Origin of the sequence: Variovorax humicola, assembly GCF_037889915.1 — a bacterium.
In the GTDB taxonomy this organism is placed as follows: Bacteria; Pseudomonadota; Gammaproteobacteria; order Burkholderiales; family Burkholderiaceae_C; genus Variovorax; species Variovorax humicola.
Window position 1 is genome coordinate 86,131 of the sequence record NZ_JBBKZV010000014.1, and the last position, 14,286, is coordinate 100,416.

14 protein-coding genes and 2 pseudogenes are annotated in these 14,286 nt (G+C 61.4%); 7 read left to right on the forward strand and 9 right to left on the reverse strand.

Features of this window, described 5'->3' with window-relative positions:
- The first annotated feature begins 389 nt into the window (after positions 1-389).
- Complete coding sequence (locus WKW80_RS21200) at positions 390-1,292, forward strand: LysR substrate-binding domain-containing protein (protein ID WP_340365545.1); 903 nt, start codon at positions 390-392, stop codon at positions 1,290-1,292.
- Between the two features lie 41 nt (positions 1,293-1,333).
- Here WKW80_RS21200 and WKW80_RS21205 read toward each other — a convergent pair whose 3' ends face one another.
- Together WKW80_RS21205 and WKW80_RS21210 are read right to left on the reverse strand one after the other, a co-directional pair.
- Entirely contained in the window at positions 1,334-1,663 is a 330-nt protein-coding gene (locus WKW80_RS21205; RefSeq protein WP_340365546.1) for an SDR family oxidoreductase, read from the reverse strand.
- 335 nt (positions 1,664-1,998) lie between these two features.
- The gene (locus WKW80_RS21210) at positions 1,999-2,679 is read right to left on the reverse strand and encodes an LVIVD repeat-containing protein (RefSeq protein WP_340365547.1); all 681 of its coding nucleotides are present in this window, start codon (positions 2,677-2,679) and stop codon (positions 1,999-2,001) included.
- Positions 2,680-2,782: 103 nt separating this feature from the next.
- On the opposite strand from WKW80_RS21210, the gene WKW80_RS21215 reads away from it, so the two are divergent.
- From WKW80_RS21215 to WKW80_RS21240, 6 genes are read left to right on the forward strand one after another with little or no spacing between them, the layout of a single operon-like run.
- Positions 2,783-3,622, forward strand: a complete 840-nt coding sequence (locus tag WKW80_RS21215; RefSeq protein ID WP_340365548.1) for an amidohydrolase family protein — start codon at positions 2,783-2,785, stop codon at positions 3,620-3,622.
- Positions 3,619-4,419, forward strand: coding sequence for an SDR family NAD(P)-dependent oxidoreductase (locus tag WKW80_RS21220; RefSeq protein ID WP_340365549.1), 801 nt, complete (start codon positions 3,619-3,621; stop codon positions 4,417-4,419). The genes WKW80_RS21215 and WKW80_RS21220 overlap by 4 nt, the downstream gene beginning before the upstream one ends.
- A 29-nt stretch (positions 4,420-4,448) precedes the next feature.
- The gene (locus tag WKW80_RS21225; protein WP_340365550.1) at positions 4,449-5,405 is read left to right on the forward strand and encodes a Bug family tripartite tricarboxylate transporter substrate binding protein; all 957 of its coding nucleotides are present in this window, start codon (positions 4,449-4,451) and stop codon (positions 5,403-5,405) included.
- Positions 5,405-5,932, forward strand: coding sequence for a carboxymuconolactone decarboxylase family protein (locus WKW80_RS21230; RefSeq protein WP_340365551.1), 528 nt, complete (start codon positions 5,405-5,407; stop codon positions 5,930-5,932). Before WKW80_RS21225 ends, WKW80_RS21230 begins: the two co-directional genes overlap by 1 nt.
- Positions 5,933-5,945: 13 nt before the next feature.
- Positions 5,946-6,500 (forward strand): hypothetical protein, encoded by a 555-nt coding sequence (locus WKW80_RS21235; protein ID WP_340365552.1) that lies wholly within the window; start codon positions 5,946-5,948, stop codon positions 6,498-6,500.
- Positions 6,501-6,560: 60 nt separating this feature from the next.
- Positions 6,561-7,547: a tripartite tricarboxylate transporter substrate binding protein gene (locus tag WKW80_RS21240; RefSeq protein ID WP_340365553.1), complete on the forward strand. Its 987-nt coding sequence runs from the start codon at positions 6,561-6,563 to the stop codon at positions 7,545-7,547.
- A gap of 127 nt (positions 7,548-7,674) precedes the next feature.
- Here the strand turns inward: WKW80_RS21240 and WKW80_RS21245 are convergent.
- From WKW80_RS21245 to WKW80_RS21270, 7 genes and pseudogenes are all read right to left on the reverse strand, one after another.
- Positions 7,675-8,166 (reverse strand): annotated as a pseudogene (locus WKW80_RS21245) (MmgE/PrpD family protein); the annotation flags it as partial.
- A gap of 580 nt (positions 8,167-8,746) precedes the next feature.
- Positions 8,747-10,093, reverse strand: coding sequence for an NAD(P)/FAD-dependent oxidoreductase (locus WKW80_RS21250; protein ID WP_340365554.1), 1,347 nt, complete (start codon positions 10,091-10,093; stop codon positions 8,747-8,749).
- Positions 10,094-10,229: 136 nt separating this feature from the next.
- The gene (locus WKW80_RS21255; RefSeq protein ID WP_340365555.1) at positions 10,230-10,562 is read right to left on the reverse strand and encodes a histidine phosphatase family protein; all 333 of its coding nucleotides are present in this window, start codon (positions 10,560-10,562) and stop codon (positions 10,230-10,232) included.
- Positions 10,559-10,780: pseudogene (gene gpmA, locus WKW80_RS37355) on the reverse strand (2,3-diphosphoglycerate-dependent phosphoglycerate mutase); the annotation flags it as partial. The gene WKW80_RS21255 and the pseudogene gpmA, both read right to left, overlap by 4 nt.
- Positions 10,781-10,965: 185 nt before the next feature.
- Positions 10,966-12,405 (reverse strand): NAD-dependent succinate-semialdehyde dehydrogenase, encoded by a 1,440-nt coding sequence (locus tag WKW80_RS21260; RefSeq protein WP_340365556.1) that lies wholly within the window; start codon positions 12,403-12,405, stop codon positions 10,966-10,968.
- A 192-nt stretch (positions 12,406-12,597) separates the two neighbouring features.
- Complete coding sequence (locus tag WKW80_RS21265) at positions 12,598-13,497, reverse strand: sulfite exporter TauE/SafE family protein (protein WP_340365557.1); 900 nt, start codon at positions 13,495-13,497, stop codon at positions 12,598-12,600.
- 10 nt (positions 13,498-13,507) lie between these two features.
- On the reverse strand, positions 13,508-14,275 hold the full coding sequence (locus tag WKW80_RS21270; protein ID WP_340365558.1) for an SDR family NAD(P)-dependent oxidoreductase: 768 nt from the start codon (positions 14,273-14,275) through the stop codon (positions 13,508-13,510).
- Positions 14,276-14,286: the final 11 nt, after the last annotated feature.

Here is a 14,286-nt window from a genome sequence, read left to right on the forward strand (position 1 = left end):
GCCGAGGCCGCCATCGGGCCCACTCGTCTCAATGAATCATCAAAGCGCCCAAGTTCGAAATGAGCGTTCCAAGAGCCCTTGCGCAGCCCGCGATGGGGTCGATTTGTGTTCGGTGTCGAAAGTGACGCATCGGATCGCCAGCAACGACGTGGGGGTGTGTGCGGTAAGTCTTTGATATCGCGAGCATTGCTGTTCACTTCGCTGCGGCGTATCGTGTCCGGCCCCTGAGCAGCGTGCGGACTGTGCCGCCCAAATTGCTGCGCCATCTAGATGACATGATCTTGACTGCCTGTAAAGCTTGAGGCGCGGCAGCGGTATGAATGGAAGTTTGATCTGCGAGGCGACAAAGCGGTAGAGCATCGGCTCGATACCAGCTATGCTTGTTGGCTATGGATCTGCGTCAGCTTGAATATTTCGTCAACGTGGTGCAGAGCGGTAGCTTTAGCCGCGCCGCTGTTGCGCTGAACTTGGCGCAGCCGAGCCTGAGTCGGCAGGTTGCTTTGCTGGAGGCCGAACTCGGCCAGCGACTCCTGGTGCGCACCGGGCGCGGCGTGACCGCCACGGACGCCGGCGACGCGCTGTTGGTACATGCTCGCGTGATGCTGGACGCCGCGAGGCGCGCGCACGAGGAACTGCGCGACATGGGTACGAGCCCCAGCGGAAAAGTGATCGTCGGCATGCCGCCCAGGGTGGCCTTGGGCTTGAGCGTTTCTCTTGTCCAGCGCTTTCGTGAACGTTTCCCTCGGGCGGTGATCACGGTACTTGAGGGGCTGAGCCTTTCACTGCGCGAGTCATTGATCGCGGGACGCATGGACATGGCGCTACTGTTCGATCCGCCGCCTTCTCCGCAACTGGAGTACACGCAGTTGATGCGAGAGCGACTTTTTCTGGTGGCGCCGCCGGGTCATGAACTTCCCCCGCGCGTCGGGCTGTCGACGCTCGCAAACTATCCGATGGTTCTTCCAAGCGCACCCAATGCGATCCGCAGCCTCGTGGACGCCGTGCTGTTACCGCGGCGCGTCGAACTGCAAGTCCTGGCGGAAGTGGGTGCGGTCAACACCGTGCTGGCCCTCGTTGCCAGTGGGGTGGGTTCCACCATCCTCCCGGAGAGTGCCATCGTCGTCAGTGGCTACAGCGACACGCTCCCCTACGCACCGCTAGGACCTCCAAGCATCTGGAACGCGTTGACCCTGGCCGTGCCGATGGCCCGCCCGGCGACGCGGCTCACACGCGAGACGGCTCAGCTGCTGAAGGAACTGGATTTCCGCGGTCGCGTGACGTCGCTGAGCTAATCAGTTTGTCTGGACAATGGCCACCATGTCATCGCCAGTGCTCAGTGCATGAAGAGACCGCCGTTGAGGTCCAGCGTGGCACCCACAAAGAATCCGCCTTGGTCTGACGCAAGCAGCGCAACGGCCGTTGCCATTTCCGAGGCCTCCGCAAAGCGACCTATCGGCACCAGCTTCTCGATGCGCGTCACTTGCTCTTGCGACAGACGTCCCTTGGCCGTGGAGATCGGTCCCGGTGAAATGGCGTTCACAGTGACGCCGGTGCCAGCGAGCTGCTGCGCGAAGTATTTCGACAGCATGATGGCGCCTGCCTTGGCGGCCGCATAGTGGGCAGAGGCAACAATCGCACCGTTCTGGCCCGCCAGGGAAGTCACGTTGACGATGCGCCCGTAGCCGTTGAATGTGCTCCGAGAACACCTGGCAACTCAGGAAAACGCTGCGCATGTTGATTGCGACGTGAGGGCTGGGGCCTTTCCTTCGGCCACAATCGCAGGATCTGGGATCTTTCGAACCCTCTTCCATTTCCGAGGCTTCGATGTCCAGCATCGCATCTGCGCAACTTGGGGAAAAACTGACATCGTCGTCAACAATGCGGGCTACGCGAAGCGAACGCCTGTCCAGGACAAGTGACTGCCGTAGATGAAGCTCCCCAAACCGGCCAAGTCAGGGACGATCAGGGAGCAATTCTTGACGTCGTGAGTCTCCAACATCAGCTTGGACACAATGCAGGCTTGGTCTCGTCCGCCATGTCGAAGATGCGTGTCATCGGAAAGGGCGTCAGGCCCTTGGAGCAGGTGTCCGTCACATCACTTGCCTGTTCTGAAACGCCAGAGCCAAGTTCGTCGACCATCACCATGTAGGGCTTTCCGCCAACCTTGACTGCAATGGTGTGTTGCGCGCCGGCGCCGTCGGTGTACAGGCTGGATGAGATGTGCTTGATCTTTGCATTCGGCTTGCGGGCTTGAACCTCTGAGGTGTCCAGCACGACGAACCCGTTCTTCATCGTTACCCCGACGTCCGCGGCCGTGGGATTGAAGGGAGCCGTCGCGTAGATGCGGTTGCCGTCCGCGCTGACTGACAGTCCGTGCGCGGCCAGCCCCAGTTCCGTCTTCATGTTGAACGACGCAATCGCCTTCGGCTTGCTGATGTTCGTGATGTCGACGCCGCGGTATGTGCTGTTGATCCAGTCCCCCACGTAGTAGGTCAGGCCATCGCCTGAAACCATGCCCTCGTGGCCGAGCGGCGCGGAGCCGACAACCACACCGCCGTCAGTCCGGATACCAACCGGGATGGACGACAGCAGTCGCGGCGATCTGCAATCGCCAGTCAGGCTGGTTGCGCGGGGTCCACTGCCACCGCACCGCCGGCTGAAACTGCCCGACCCGACCACGGTCTCGAAATAGAGAAGTTGCCTTAGACATATAGCAGATAAGCATATCTGGTATAGAAGGGATGTCCTTACGCTTTGCCTTCCGGATTGAGAAACTCGCGCCATGACATCAACACTCCCACTTGGAGCTTGCAACGCCCACTGCCACGTCTTCGGGCCGCGCTCCCGCTTTCCTTATGCGTCGGATGCCACTTTCATTCCCGACCAGGATGCACCCAAGGAAGACCTGTACGCACTGAACGACCAGCTCGGACTGGAACGCTGTGTCGTGGTGCAGTCCGCATGCCACGGCTTTGACAACCGTTCGACCGAAGACGCCGTCGCATCGCGGCCATCGACCTACCGTGCGATTGCCCTCCTGCCGACCGATGTCGACGTCACGGAACTGGAACGCCTGAACGCTGCAGGCTTTCGCGGCGTGAGGTTCAATTTCATGGGGCATCTCGGCCGGCATACGCCGATCGAGGACGTGCTTTCTCTGGCCTCCCGCTTTGCACCCTTGGGCTGGCATCTGCAGATCCACGGTGATTCAGCCCTTCTCACCGATCTCGCCCCTGCATTGCGCCGTTCGCCAACGCCGGTCGTCATCGACCACATCGGCCGGATCGATGCGTCGAAGGGGATCGGCCAGCCGGACTTCCAGGCACTGCTCCGGCTGATGGCCGATGAGCGGTTCTGGGTCAAGGTCAGCGGAATGGACCGCATTACCCGGCTTGGCCCGCCCTACGCGGATGCCCAGCCCTTTGCCCGGACGCTGGTCGCGGAGTTCGGGGATCGCGTCGTCTGGGGCAATGACTGGCCCCATCCCAACCACGCTGGCCCCGTGCCTGACGAGCAACAGCTCGTCGATCTTATTGCCGAGATCGCGCCATCCGAAGCGGCGCGCCAGGCACTCCTCGTCAGCAATCCCGAACGTCTATATCAATTTGGAGACAGAACATGACTCTTCGATTCAACAACAAGGTGGCCATCGTGACCGGCGCAGGATGCGTCGGCGCAGGCTGGGGAAACGGCCGAGCCATCGCGGTGCGACTGGCAGAGGAGGGCGCCAAGGTGTTCGCGGTGGACCGCGACCGCGAGCGGCTTGACGAAACCCTCGAACTGGCAGGCGACGCACGTGCCTCCATCACGCCCTGGGTCTGTGACGTGACGAGCAGCGAGAGCGTGGCGGCGATGGCCGCGGCCTGCCTGGACATTTACAGCACGATCGACATCCTCGTCAACAACGTAGGCGGCTCGGCCGCAGGCGGGCCGGTGGAGCTGTCCGAAGAGTCGTGGGACTCCCAGATCGACATCAACCTCAAGAGCGTGTTCCTGACGTGCAAGCATGTGCTGCCCACGATGCTCGCCAAGGAGGCCGGGTCCATCGTCAACATCTCGTCGACGTCCGGCATGCGATGGACCGGCAGCGCGCAGGTTGCCTATGCCGCCACCAAGGCCGGCGTCATCCAGATGTCGCGGGTGATTGCGGTCCAGCATGCGGCCAAGGGCGTTCGCGTCAACAGCGTCGTGCCGGGACAACTTCACACGCCCATGGTGGAAACGCGCCTCGCCAAGCAACGTTCAGGTGGCGATGTCGAGGCACTGCTTGCGCAGCGCCAGAAGCGCATCCCCCTCGGCTTCATGGGCGATGGCCGGGATACCGCGAGCGCGGTGTTGTTCCTGGCAAGCGACGAGGCTCGATTCATCACGGGCACTGAACTGTTGGTCGACGGCGGCATGACCGCGCGCTGCGACTGAGCGCGAATTCACAACTACTTGGAGACACCATGATCAAACACATCCTGCTTGCCGCAGCACTCGCGGTGACGCTGGCACCTGCCGTCAACGCACAACCGAAGACGACCCGGATCGTCGTCTCTTTCACTTCGGGCGGACCCGTGGACTCCGTGGCCCGGACGCTCTCGGAGCAGCTTGGCAAGGAACTTGGACGCACCGTCATCATCGACAACAAGCCGGGCGCGAATGGCGCGATCGGGGCAGTGGACGTCATGAAGTCGGCGCCCGACGGCAGCACGCTCTGGTTCACAAGCGTGGGCGCTGCAGCTATCAACTCGTCCCTCTACGAGAAGCTGCCTTATGACATGCAGCGCGACTTCGCGCCGGTCTCCCTTGTGGTCAACAACGTGGAGCTGTTGGTCACGCAGCAAAGCAACCCGGCGAAGGACGCGGCAGAGTTCGTGGCGGCGACCAAGAAGCGCTCCGATCCGACGGCGATGGGCTCATCCGGCACTGGAAGCATCCCGCACCTGGCCATCGAGCAGCTTTCGGATTCGACTGGTGCCAAGCTCTTGCACGTGCCGTACAAGGGCGCCGCTCCCGCGATCACGGACCTCATGGGTGGCCAGATCAGCGGGTTCTTCGGGGACGTTCCCGGCTTGCTGGGCCATCTCCAGGGCGGGCGCCTCAAGGCATTGGGTGTTGCCTCGAGCAAGCGGCATCCGTCGCTGCCTGACGTCAAGACGCTGGAGGAGCAGGGCATCAAGGGCGTGGACACCAACAACTGGTATGCGCTGTATGCACCCGCCAAGACGCCGCCGGAAGTGATCGAGGCGCTGAACAAGGCGCTGCGCAACACCCTGGCCAATGCCGGCGTCCGCGACAAGTTGCTCAAGGCCGGCACCGAGCCAGCGCCGTCCACTCCACAGGAACTTGCCGCGATCCAGAAGCGGGACACCGAGAAGTGGGCCAAGCTGATCCGCGCCAAGAACATCAAGGCAGACTGATGACAGCACACAACATCCGCGTGCCACTCGTCCAGCCCGGTACACGGGCAGAGCTGGCAGAAGTCGAGGCGCGAATCATGGCCGAGCGCGGTCGCGTGTCGCTGCTGTACCAAGTGCTGCTCAACAGCGGGCCAATTGCTTCGGGTTGGGAGCGCATGCTCACGGCTGTCCGCAACCAGACCGGCGTGCCCGCCGATCTGCGGGAGTTGATGATCCTTCGCGTCGCGGTGCTCAACGGTGCAAGCTTCGAATACGACGCCCACGTGCCGCATGCCCAGAAGGCGGGGGTCAGCGACGACAAGATCGAGGCAGTGCGGCAGAGCGCGCTATCGAACGTCTTCTCGCCAATCGAGCGACTCGTGCTCGAGTTGTCGGACGCGATGACCCGCCAGGTCGTCGTGCCTGACGAACTCATGGCCCGTGTACAGGAGCAGTTCGATGCCAAGGGGATTGTCGAAGTGGTGGCCACGGTTGCGGCATACAACATGGTGTCGCGGCTCCTGGTCGCGCTCAACGTCGCCCACTGACTGCGAGCCGGCAATGCAAGACCTATGGCTTCTGAAGCGCCACACGTCGAGCGACCCTCGGGATGGTTTGCCCAACCTGATCGAGGCGCAGGCGTCGACAATTCAAAAGTGGCATGCGCTGGATGGCTCTATGTGCTACCTGTACGCATCGGGGAACACGCGGCCATCGCACTCGGTTGCCGGAAGCGAGGCGGACTGGCTGAGGCTTCGTTGTGTCCAGGAACTCCCCGGCGCCTCCTTCGGCCACGTCGTCACCAAGCACTACGTCGTGGAGACGGACGTCCTTCCCGAGTTCGAGGAAGACCTCAATGCCTGGTATGCGCAGGAACACCTCCCGGGCCTGGCATCTGTGCCGGGAACGGTGCGCGCGACCCGGTATGTAGACGCTACTGGCTCTCCGAAGTTCTACGCGTGCTACGACTTGGTGAGCGCGGACACCTTGGGAAGTCCGGCCTGGCTCGCCGTGCGTGCGACTCCATGGAGTTCGCGCGTACGACCTGCGTTCCGAAACACGCGCCGAACCATGTTCGGAAAGACGCCGCCGGATCGCTCTGACCCTTTTCTTTGATTTCCGTATTCAGATTTTCATCGCGTGTGCATATCGCATGCGGTTCACCGAGAGAACTCCATGGAACACACTCACATGAATCGCCGCTCGCTGATTCGAATTGCGGGAGCAGGCGGCGCGATGGCCGCAATCGGTCTCGCATTTGGCGCTGAGCCATACCCCTCGCGGCCCATACGCATCGTCGTGCCCTACGCACCCGGTGGCGGCACGGACGTCGTCGGCCGCGCGCTGGCCCAGGCAATGTCGAAGGACTTGGGGCAACCCATCATCATCGACAACAAGGCAGGCGGGGGCACCGTGATTGGGTCGGATCTGGTTTCCAAGTCGGCACCGGACGGCTACACCCTACTCATGACGACCTCTGCGATTGCCATCAATGCTTCGCTGGTCAAGAACCTCCCGTATGACACTCAGAAAGGGTTCTCGGAGGTTGCGCTGATATGCCATGGCCCCAATGTCCTGGTGGTTCGCGCAGACAGCCCTTTCAAGACTCTCCAGGACATCATCAAGGCCGCCAAGGAAAAGCCAGGCAAATTGAACTATGCATCCTCGGGCAACGGCTCGGCGGTGCACCTCGCCGCCGAGCTTTTGAAGAACATGGCCAAAATCGACTTGACCCACGTGCCCTATCGAGGCGCGGGTCCGGCCTACACCGATTTGCTGGGGGGGCAGGTGGACATGCTCTTCGGGACGGCCGGCGGCGTGAGCAAGTTCGTCGAGACGGGGAAGATGCGCGCGATTGCCGTGACCTCCAGGACTCGTTCAAGTGCGTACAAGGATATTCCAGCGGTCTCCGAGACGGTCCCCGGCTACGAGGCAGAGGTCTGGTACGGCGTCTTCGCGCCAGGCGGCACGCCGGCACCAGTGTTGGCCCGCCTTAACGCTGCCATACGCAAGGCCGCGGAGGCGCCCGACTATCGCGCCCGACTGAAGAATGAGGGCCTCACGGTGGCCGTCAACACCCCGCAGGAAATGACCCAGTTCATGCGATCGGAGGAGCAGCGCTGGCGCAAGGTCGTGACCGAAGGCCGAATCACCACGGATTGATCGGCAGGGCCGTAGCAGAATGGCCACCTCCACGGCAGAGGCACCGTTGGGTTGGCCATTCAATTGCCAAGAAAAGCGCCGTTGCTACCCGTCGAAGGCGAGCAACGCGCTGCCTCTACATCGACCCTCAAGCGACCGGCAGCGTCGCGCTTTGGTCCAGCGCCCAGATCTTTGCGAGCAGGATCTTGGCGCGGTCTTGACCAATCACCGGTGACACCAACTCCATATACTTGCCCTCGAGATCGCCATCGCTCAAGGGCTCCTCCGGATCGCCCTTGCGGTTGGGTTGCAGGTGCTCGAGGCGACGGCCGTCGCGCATCTCGATCACGAAGCGCGCGGCGCGCTGACCCGGGAAGGCTGCGTCGAGCTCGGGGTCCACTGCGATGCTGATGCGTTCCATCAGCGTTCGGGTGACCGGATTGTCCAGTCGTGCCGGCTCGTAGGCCGCAAGTCGGACGCTCCCATGCGCCAGCGCTGTTGCCACCACGTAGGTCAGGCTGAAGCGCGCTTCGTTGGCGGTGGTGGGCTGCGTGTAGCAGGCGATGTCGAGCGCCGGCCGATAGGTCGCCACGTGAACGCTTGCGATGTCGTCGGCCTCGATGTGGTGCCGCTCTTTCAATTATAGATTCGGGTCGAAGTGACTACCGATGCAGTCGATCAAGATGACGCCGCCATAGCGGGGCTCAACGCATGGCGCCGACAGTGGTCCATGTAACCGCGTTCATGCGATGCAACGAGATCCACGACTTGTCCAAAGCCACGGCGGCGCATCGATGACCTTTTTGGCCGGACGAGAGCTCCCGGCGCCAGGCCTTTCGCGTGGACGTGTCCATCTGGCGCGCGTGGGCCGCTCCCACCATGCGCCCCAGGCAATAGGCGGCCGTCGATCCTCATTTGCTCGAATTCGAGCTTGAGATCTTGCGGCAACAACACAACAACTCCCGGACGAACACCGATCGGCGCAGGAGCCGCCCGGCATGCATCAACCGACTTACCAGGTAAAGGGGGAATCAAGGGCGCATTGCTCTACACACTGCGCGTCGTCGTCCGGCATCAGCCCTTCGTGTCGGTCGTGCGGTGCGACCGCGATCCGCGATGACCTTTTGCGCCCCTGCTTGTCCGACAGCGCGGGCACGACGACCATGCCCACAAAAACTGCCGGCGCCGAGGCCTGTCACCAGCCCTCAGCCAGTGGCCGATCAGTGGAGCTTTACTCTCGGCTCTGTGCTGCGAGATAGCACTCTGGATGCAGTCCCTAGAGTCGTTTTCCAAATCCCATGCACCGAGACTTCGTGCATCTTGTAAAGCGATAAGTACATCGCGCGAGCGAATAGTCCCTCAACCCAAAGATTGCCTCCGATCAATCCTCCCATCAGGTTGCCAACGGTCGAATGGTCGCCAAGTGACACGAGTGATCCGAAGTCCCGGTATTGCCACGGCCGCAGAGGCTGGCCGCGCAGTTGTCGCGCAATTTGGCTTGAGATGTGAGAGGCCTGCTGATGTGCTGCCTGCGCGCGCGGAGGGACATTCCCTTCGCGCCCGAGCCAAGGGGCTGCCGCGCAATCGCCAAGCGCAAAGATGGACGGGTCGCGTGTCGTCTGAAGGGTTGGTTGCACGACGAGTTGGTTGAGGTGATTGGTCTCCAGTCCGTCGAGCTCCTTCATCCACTCTGCAGCCTTCACGCCGGCGGCCCAAACAACGAGCTGGGCGGGGAGAAACTCGCCACTCGCGAGCTGCACGCCATCCGCGGTCACCCCCGTGACGCGCGTGCCGCTTCTAACGCGTATGCCCAGGCGGCCCAACAATTCCGCTGCGGCCGTCGCAATGCGCTCGGATAGCGCAGGCAGTATGCGCGGACCCGCTTCAATAAGATGGATTTGAATGTCACGCTCAGGGTCGATTCGATCGAGTCCGTAGGACACCAGGGTACGCATTGCACGGTGCAGCTCTGCCGCCAACTCGACTCCCGTTGCGCCTGCACCGATGATCGCCACCTCCACCTGCTGAGGGCCATTCTGAGTTCCCTGAACGTGAGCCCGAATGCAGGCATTCACAAGACGACTATGAAAACGCTCCGCTTGCTTCGGCGTTTCGAGCGCGATGGCGTGTTGCGCCACCCCAGGTGTTCCGAAATCATTGGTCTGGCTTCCCGTCGCAATGATCAGGGTGTCGTAGGGGCGAGTGTAGGGTGGAGTGATTGGGACGCCCTCGTCATCGTGCGCTGCGGCGACATGAACTTCCCTGCGCGTCCGATCCAAACCGACCATCTCGCCGATCCGATACCGAAATCCATGCCAGTGAGACTGCGCCAGGTAGTTCGTAGCGTGGATATTGAGGTCGACGCTGCCCGCTGCGATTTCATGCAGGTGTGGTTTCCAGAAGTGAGTTCTCGCCTTGTCGATCAGGGTGACATGCGCTCGGCCCTTGCGGCCAAGTTTGTCGCCAAGCCGGGTCACGAGTTCCAGTCCGCCAGCGCCACCACCGACGACGACGATTCGATGCACGACGTTATGTAAATCACTGTTGTTCATGGTTTTGGTATTCATGCGAGGTGTTGCAACGTGTCTTGCCGCGCGACCAGTTGCCCGATTTCTGATTACCTCTTCGTCCCCGAGGTCGCAGTGATTCGTTGCTGCCACCGTGAAGCCAAGCCCGTACTCAAGAGGTTGGTCTGTGGATAGGTTAGATCCCACGATGTTGTCGGCATTGGAGACATCGCCAAGGTCTTCGAATCAGTTCTCTCGGGCTATTGCCGTGCGCCAGGACGATCACGCGCTCGCCTTCGCCGATCGCGCGCACGATCTTCTCGTGCGTCGATGGAAGCACCTGCGCGCCGGTGCCGCGCAGAGACTCTATTCGCTGCAATTCATCAGGCGTGAGATTGGTGCGGCGTGGATCGCCTGCGTTGTAGCGGGCGTCGCCCTGAGGCAGAAGAGATTGCGCCATGTCATTGGCCATGCGACGAATCCTGGCTCGCGCATCCTCGAGTTCAGAAGCCGTTTCGGTCTTGTTCAAACCTGCGGCGCACCATAGTGACGTTCGCTCAAGCGACACGAAACCTGTACGGTAAGCGACGTCTGGTCCAGTTGCTGGAGCACGCGCCAGTGAGTCTTGGTGGTGCGTTTGAGCACGGAGGCCAACGCGCGAACGATCGCATAGCCTTTGCGCATGCGCAATCCACCAGCCGCATTGGGATTGATGAGGCCTTGCGCGCATAAGGCGACATCTCTCGATCCCTTGAAGGGGTTGTGCTGATGTCACTCGGACTCGGCGTGGCAAAGCAATACGTTGTTGAACATTTTCAGCCCCGATTTGTTGAAAGAGGAATCGCCAAGGTTCCCCACGCATACGGTGTCGCTTCCAACCAGGAGGTTTTTGTATTTCGCCATACGGGCAGATCCGCATAGCGACTCGGATTTCAAACGTTCATGATGGTGACGGCACGCGCATTGAGGTATGCGTCCATCGCCTCGGGACCGCCTTCGGAGCCATAGCCCGAATCCTTCACGCCACCGAAAGGCATTTCAGCCGTCGGCAGGGCTGGCATGTTGACCCAGAGCATTCCCACTTCGACGCGGCGTGCCAGCAGGTCGGCGCTCTTGATCGAGCGCGTGAATGCATAGCCTGCCAATCCGAACGGCAGGCGGTTTGCTTCGGCGATCGCGTCTTCCAGCTTGTTGAAGCTGCGGATGGCGGCCATTGGGCCAAACGGCTCGTCATTGAACACCTTCGCGTCCAGTGGTACATCGGTGAGGATGGTCGGCTGCCAGAAGTTGCCGGCAGCGCCGATGCGACCGCCGCCAGCGGCCAGCGTGGCGCCGCGTTCCACCGCGTCCTGTGTGAACTCGGCCATGGCCGTAACGCGTCGCGGATTGGCCAGCGGGCCCATTTGCGTACCTTCGAGCTGGCCGTCGCCGACTGCAAGGCCGCGCGCGTGCTTGACGAATGCTTCGGAGAACTGCTTCGAGATGCTCTCGTGCACCAGGAAACGGGTGGGAGATATGCAAACTTGGCCGGCGTTGCGAAACTTGGCAGCGCTCACAGACTTCACGGCGAGGTCGACATCGGCGTCCTCCGCGATGATCACCGGCGCGTGGCCGCCCAACTCCATCGTGACCCGCTTCATGTGTTTGCCGGCCAGCGCGGCCAACTGCTTGCCCACCGGGGTTGATCCGGTGAAGGTGATCTTGCGGATGACGGGATGCGAGATCAGGTAGGTGGAAATGTCCGCGGGCGTGCCGTACACCAGCCCGAGCACGCCGGGCGGCAGGCCCGCGTCTGCGAAGGCGCGGACCAATTCGGCAGGCGCGGCCGGTGTTTCTTCCGGTGCCTTTACGATCATCGAGCATCCAGTGGCCAGTGCGACCGCCATCTTGCGCACTACCTGACTGATTGGAAAGTTCCACGGCGTGAATGCAGCGACCGGACCGACGGGGTCTTTGAGCACCATCTGGCGCGCCGCCAGGCTAAAGCGCGACGGCACGATACGGCCATAGACGCGAAGGCCTTCGTCGGCGAACCATTCAATGATGTCAGCCGAGGCGAGCGTTTCGCCTGTTGCTTCCCCCAGCGGCTTGCCCTGCTCTTGCGTCAGCAGCTTGCCAATGGCAGTTGCGCGTTGGCGCAGGAGGACGGCTGCCGTACGCATGATCTTGCTGCGCTCGATCGCTGGCATGTCGCGCCAGGTTTCGAAGCCTTGTTGTGCGGCCGAAAGCGCCAAGTCCAAGTCGGCCTGGCGCGCGTGGGCCACGCGGCCGATTTCCTTCCCCGTGGCAGGGTTGAAGACAGCCAGCGATTCGCCAGCTACGGCGTCGCGCCATTGGCCGTTGAGGAAGAGTTGGGTGTTTGGATAAGTCAAGATATTCCTTTGTGAAAGTAAGCTGGCGGTTCGCAGAAACGGAAGTCTGTCCGGTTTCGGTCACGACGACGGCAGGATGTCAGCAGCGCACGTCACGCTTTCGAAGGCCAAGTCAATGAAAGAGTCGAACGCATGGCTGCTGCCTGGTTGAGTGTTCGCCGACGCGGAAATGCGGCGGGAACTGCATCGAAGTCAGGCCACTGCTTTCTCTGCGGCCGCGATTCGCTCTTGCTCGGCGCGGATGGCAGCCACCTTCCTGCCGAAAATCAGCGTGAGAACGATCAGAGTCCCGAAGGCAATTCCCAGCACCGGCAAGGCCGGCAGTTGGGCGGCTCCCTTGATCAGCATCGCGCCCGAACCGATAAGGAGATAAAACACCAGCTTACGGAACACCGGTGGTGGCAGGCGTTTGTGCACGAACTGCCCCACGAGCGAGCCCAGGATCATCATGGGGATCGACAGAATCACCAGTTTCAGGGACGACATATTCGCGATGCCGGTTGAGAACTGGCCGCCGATAATCATGAGGTTATTGGCTGTGAAGACCGCATTCAGCGTGCCGCGGAACGCCGCCGGTGCGAGGTTGCGCAGCATTCCGTAGATTACCAATGGTGGCCCATTGGTCGCAAATGCCGCCCCCATTGCACCGGCGATGGCGCCCATCGGCGCCGCAATCCAGCGCTTGTCGTAGGTCGGCAGTCGCGGAATGAACAAGCTGTAGAACGAATAGACGATCAGAAACACCCCGAGAGTCATCTTCATGATGGTGTCTGGCAGATATGACAAGGCATACAGGCCGATCGGAATGCCCATCATCGAGAAAATAATCAGGACCACCGCCGATTTCCAGTCTGTGTCCTTGCGTGACAGCCATGTCGCGTACAACGCTGTGGCCGAACCCACAATCACCGCCATAGGTGCAGCCATCTTGACCGGCAGCAGCAAGGAGACCAGCGGCATGGTCGTCAGTCCGCCACCGAAGCCCGCGCAGATGCCAACGAAGGTGTACAGGAACATCAGGCAAACCACCGTAATTACGGTGGAGGATTCGACGGGTGTTCCGTCCGGGGTGGTTACGTGAAGCAAGTCCATTTGGTTCTCCTTAATTTAAAGTCAGACCCGCGTCCACGATGAAATCCTGCCCGGTACAACCGCTGGATTCCTCGGAGCCCAGAAACAGGGCCATGCGAGCGCAATGCGTGCCATCCAGGCGAAATTTGAGCGCCTGCATCTCGATGAATTGATTGACTTGGGCGGGATCGAGCTTCGCCCACATGGCGTCTTGCTTCGGCGTGCGGATCGCGCCCGGAACGAGGCTGTTGACGCGAATATTGCGAGCGCCAAGTTCCTGGGCCAAGGTCCGGGTGAATCCGTGGATGGCCGCTTTCGACAGTGAGTACATGACGCGCCCGGGCCGCCCGCGCATCCAGTTGATCGACCCCATGTTGATAATGCTGCCGCCGCCTTTTGCGGCCATTCCGTCGATCACGGCCTGAATGGCGAAGATTTGGTGGCGCAGGTTGACATCGATGCGGTTCTCGAAATATTCCTCGGTGATGTCTTCGATCTTGTGATGGTCGTCACTGCCGGCGTTGTTCACCAGGATGTCGATCGAGCCCAGTTCGTCTTGGATCTTTTTGAAGCAGGCCTTGAACTCGGTCAGTTGGGTGACGTCGCAATGAAGGAAGACACCACCGATTTCTCGCGCCAAGGCATCGCCGGCGTCGCGGTTGAAGTCGAGGAACGCGACTTTGCAACCTTGGCTCCCAAAGGCGCGAACGAGTTCTTCACCAATGCCCGATGCGCCCCCCGTGATCGCGACCACCTTGCCTTCCAGTGAGGCGTACCTCACGTTGTCCAGATATTTCATGCAGGTCTCCT

What these genes read in the sequence shown, in the direction of transcription:
- WKW80_RS21200 (WP_340365545.1), top strand. Translation starts at nt 390, where the DNA reads ATGGATCTGCGTCAGCTTGAATATTTCGTCAACGTGGTGCAGAGCGGT.
- WKW80_RS21215 (WP_340365548.1), top strand. Translation starts at nt 2,783, where the DNA reads ATGACATCAACACTCCCACTTGGAGCTTGCAACGCCCACTGCCACGTC.
- WKW80_RS21220 (WP_340365549.1), top strand. Translation starts at nt 3,619, where the DNA reads ATGACTCTTCGATTCAACAACAAGGTGGCCATCGTGACCGGCGCAGGA.
- WKW80_RS21225 (WP_340365550.1), top strand. Translation starts at nt 4,449, where the DNA reads ATGATCAAACACATCCTGCTTGCCGCAGCACTCGCGGTGACGCTGGCA.
- WKW80_RS21230 (WP_340365551.1), top strand. Translation starts at nt 5,405, where the DNA reads ATGACAGCACACAACATCCGCGTGCCACTCGTCCAGCCCGGTACACGG.
- WKW80_RS21235 (WP_340365552.1), top strand. Translation starts at nt 5,946, where the DNA reads ATGCAAGACCTATGGCTTCTGAAGCGCCACACGTCGAGCGACCCTCGG.
- WKW80_RS21240 (WP_340365553.1), top strand. Translation starts at nt 6,561, where the DNA reads ATGGAACACACTCACATGAATCGCCGCTCGCTGATTCGAATTGCGGGA.
- WKW80_RS21250 (WP_340365554.1), bottom strand. Translation starts at nt 10,093, where the DNA reads ATGAATACCAAAACCATGAACAACAGTGATTTACATAACGTCGTGCAT.
- WKW80_RS21265 (WP_340365557.1), bottom strand. Translation starts at nt 13,497, where the DNA reads ATGGACTTGCTTCACGTAACCACCCCGGACGGAACACCCGTCGAATCC.
- WKW80_RS21270 (WP_340365558.1), bottom strand. Translation starts at nt 14,275, where the DNA reads ATGAAATATCTGGACAACGTGAGGTACGCCTCACTGGAAGGCAAGGTG.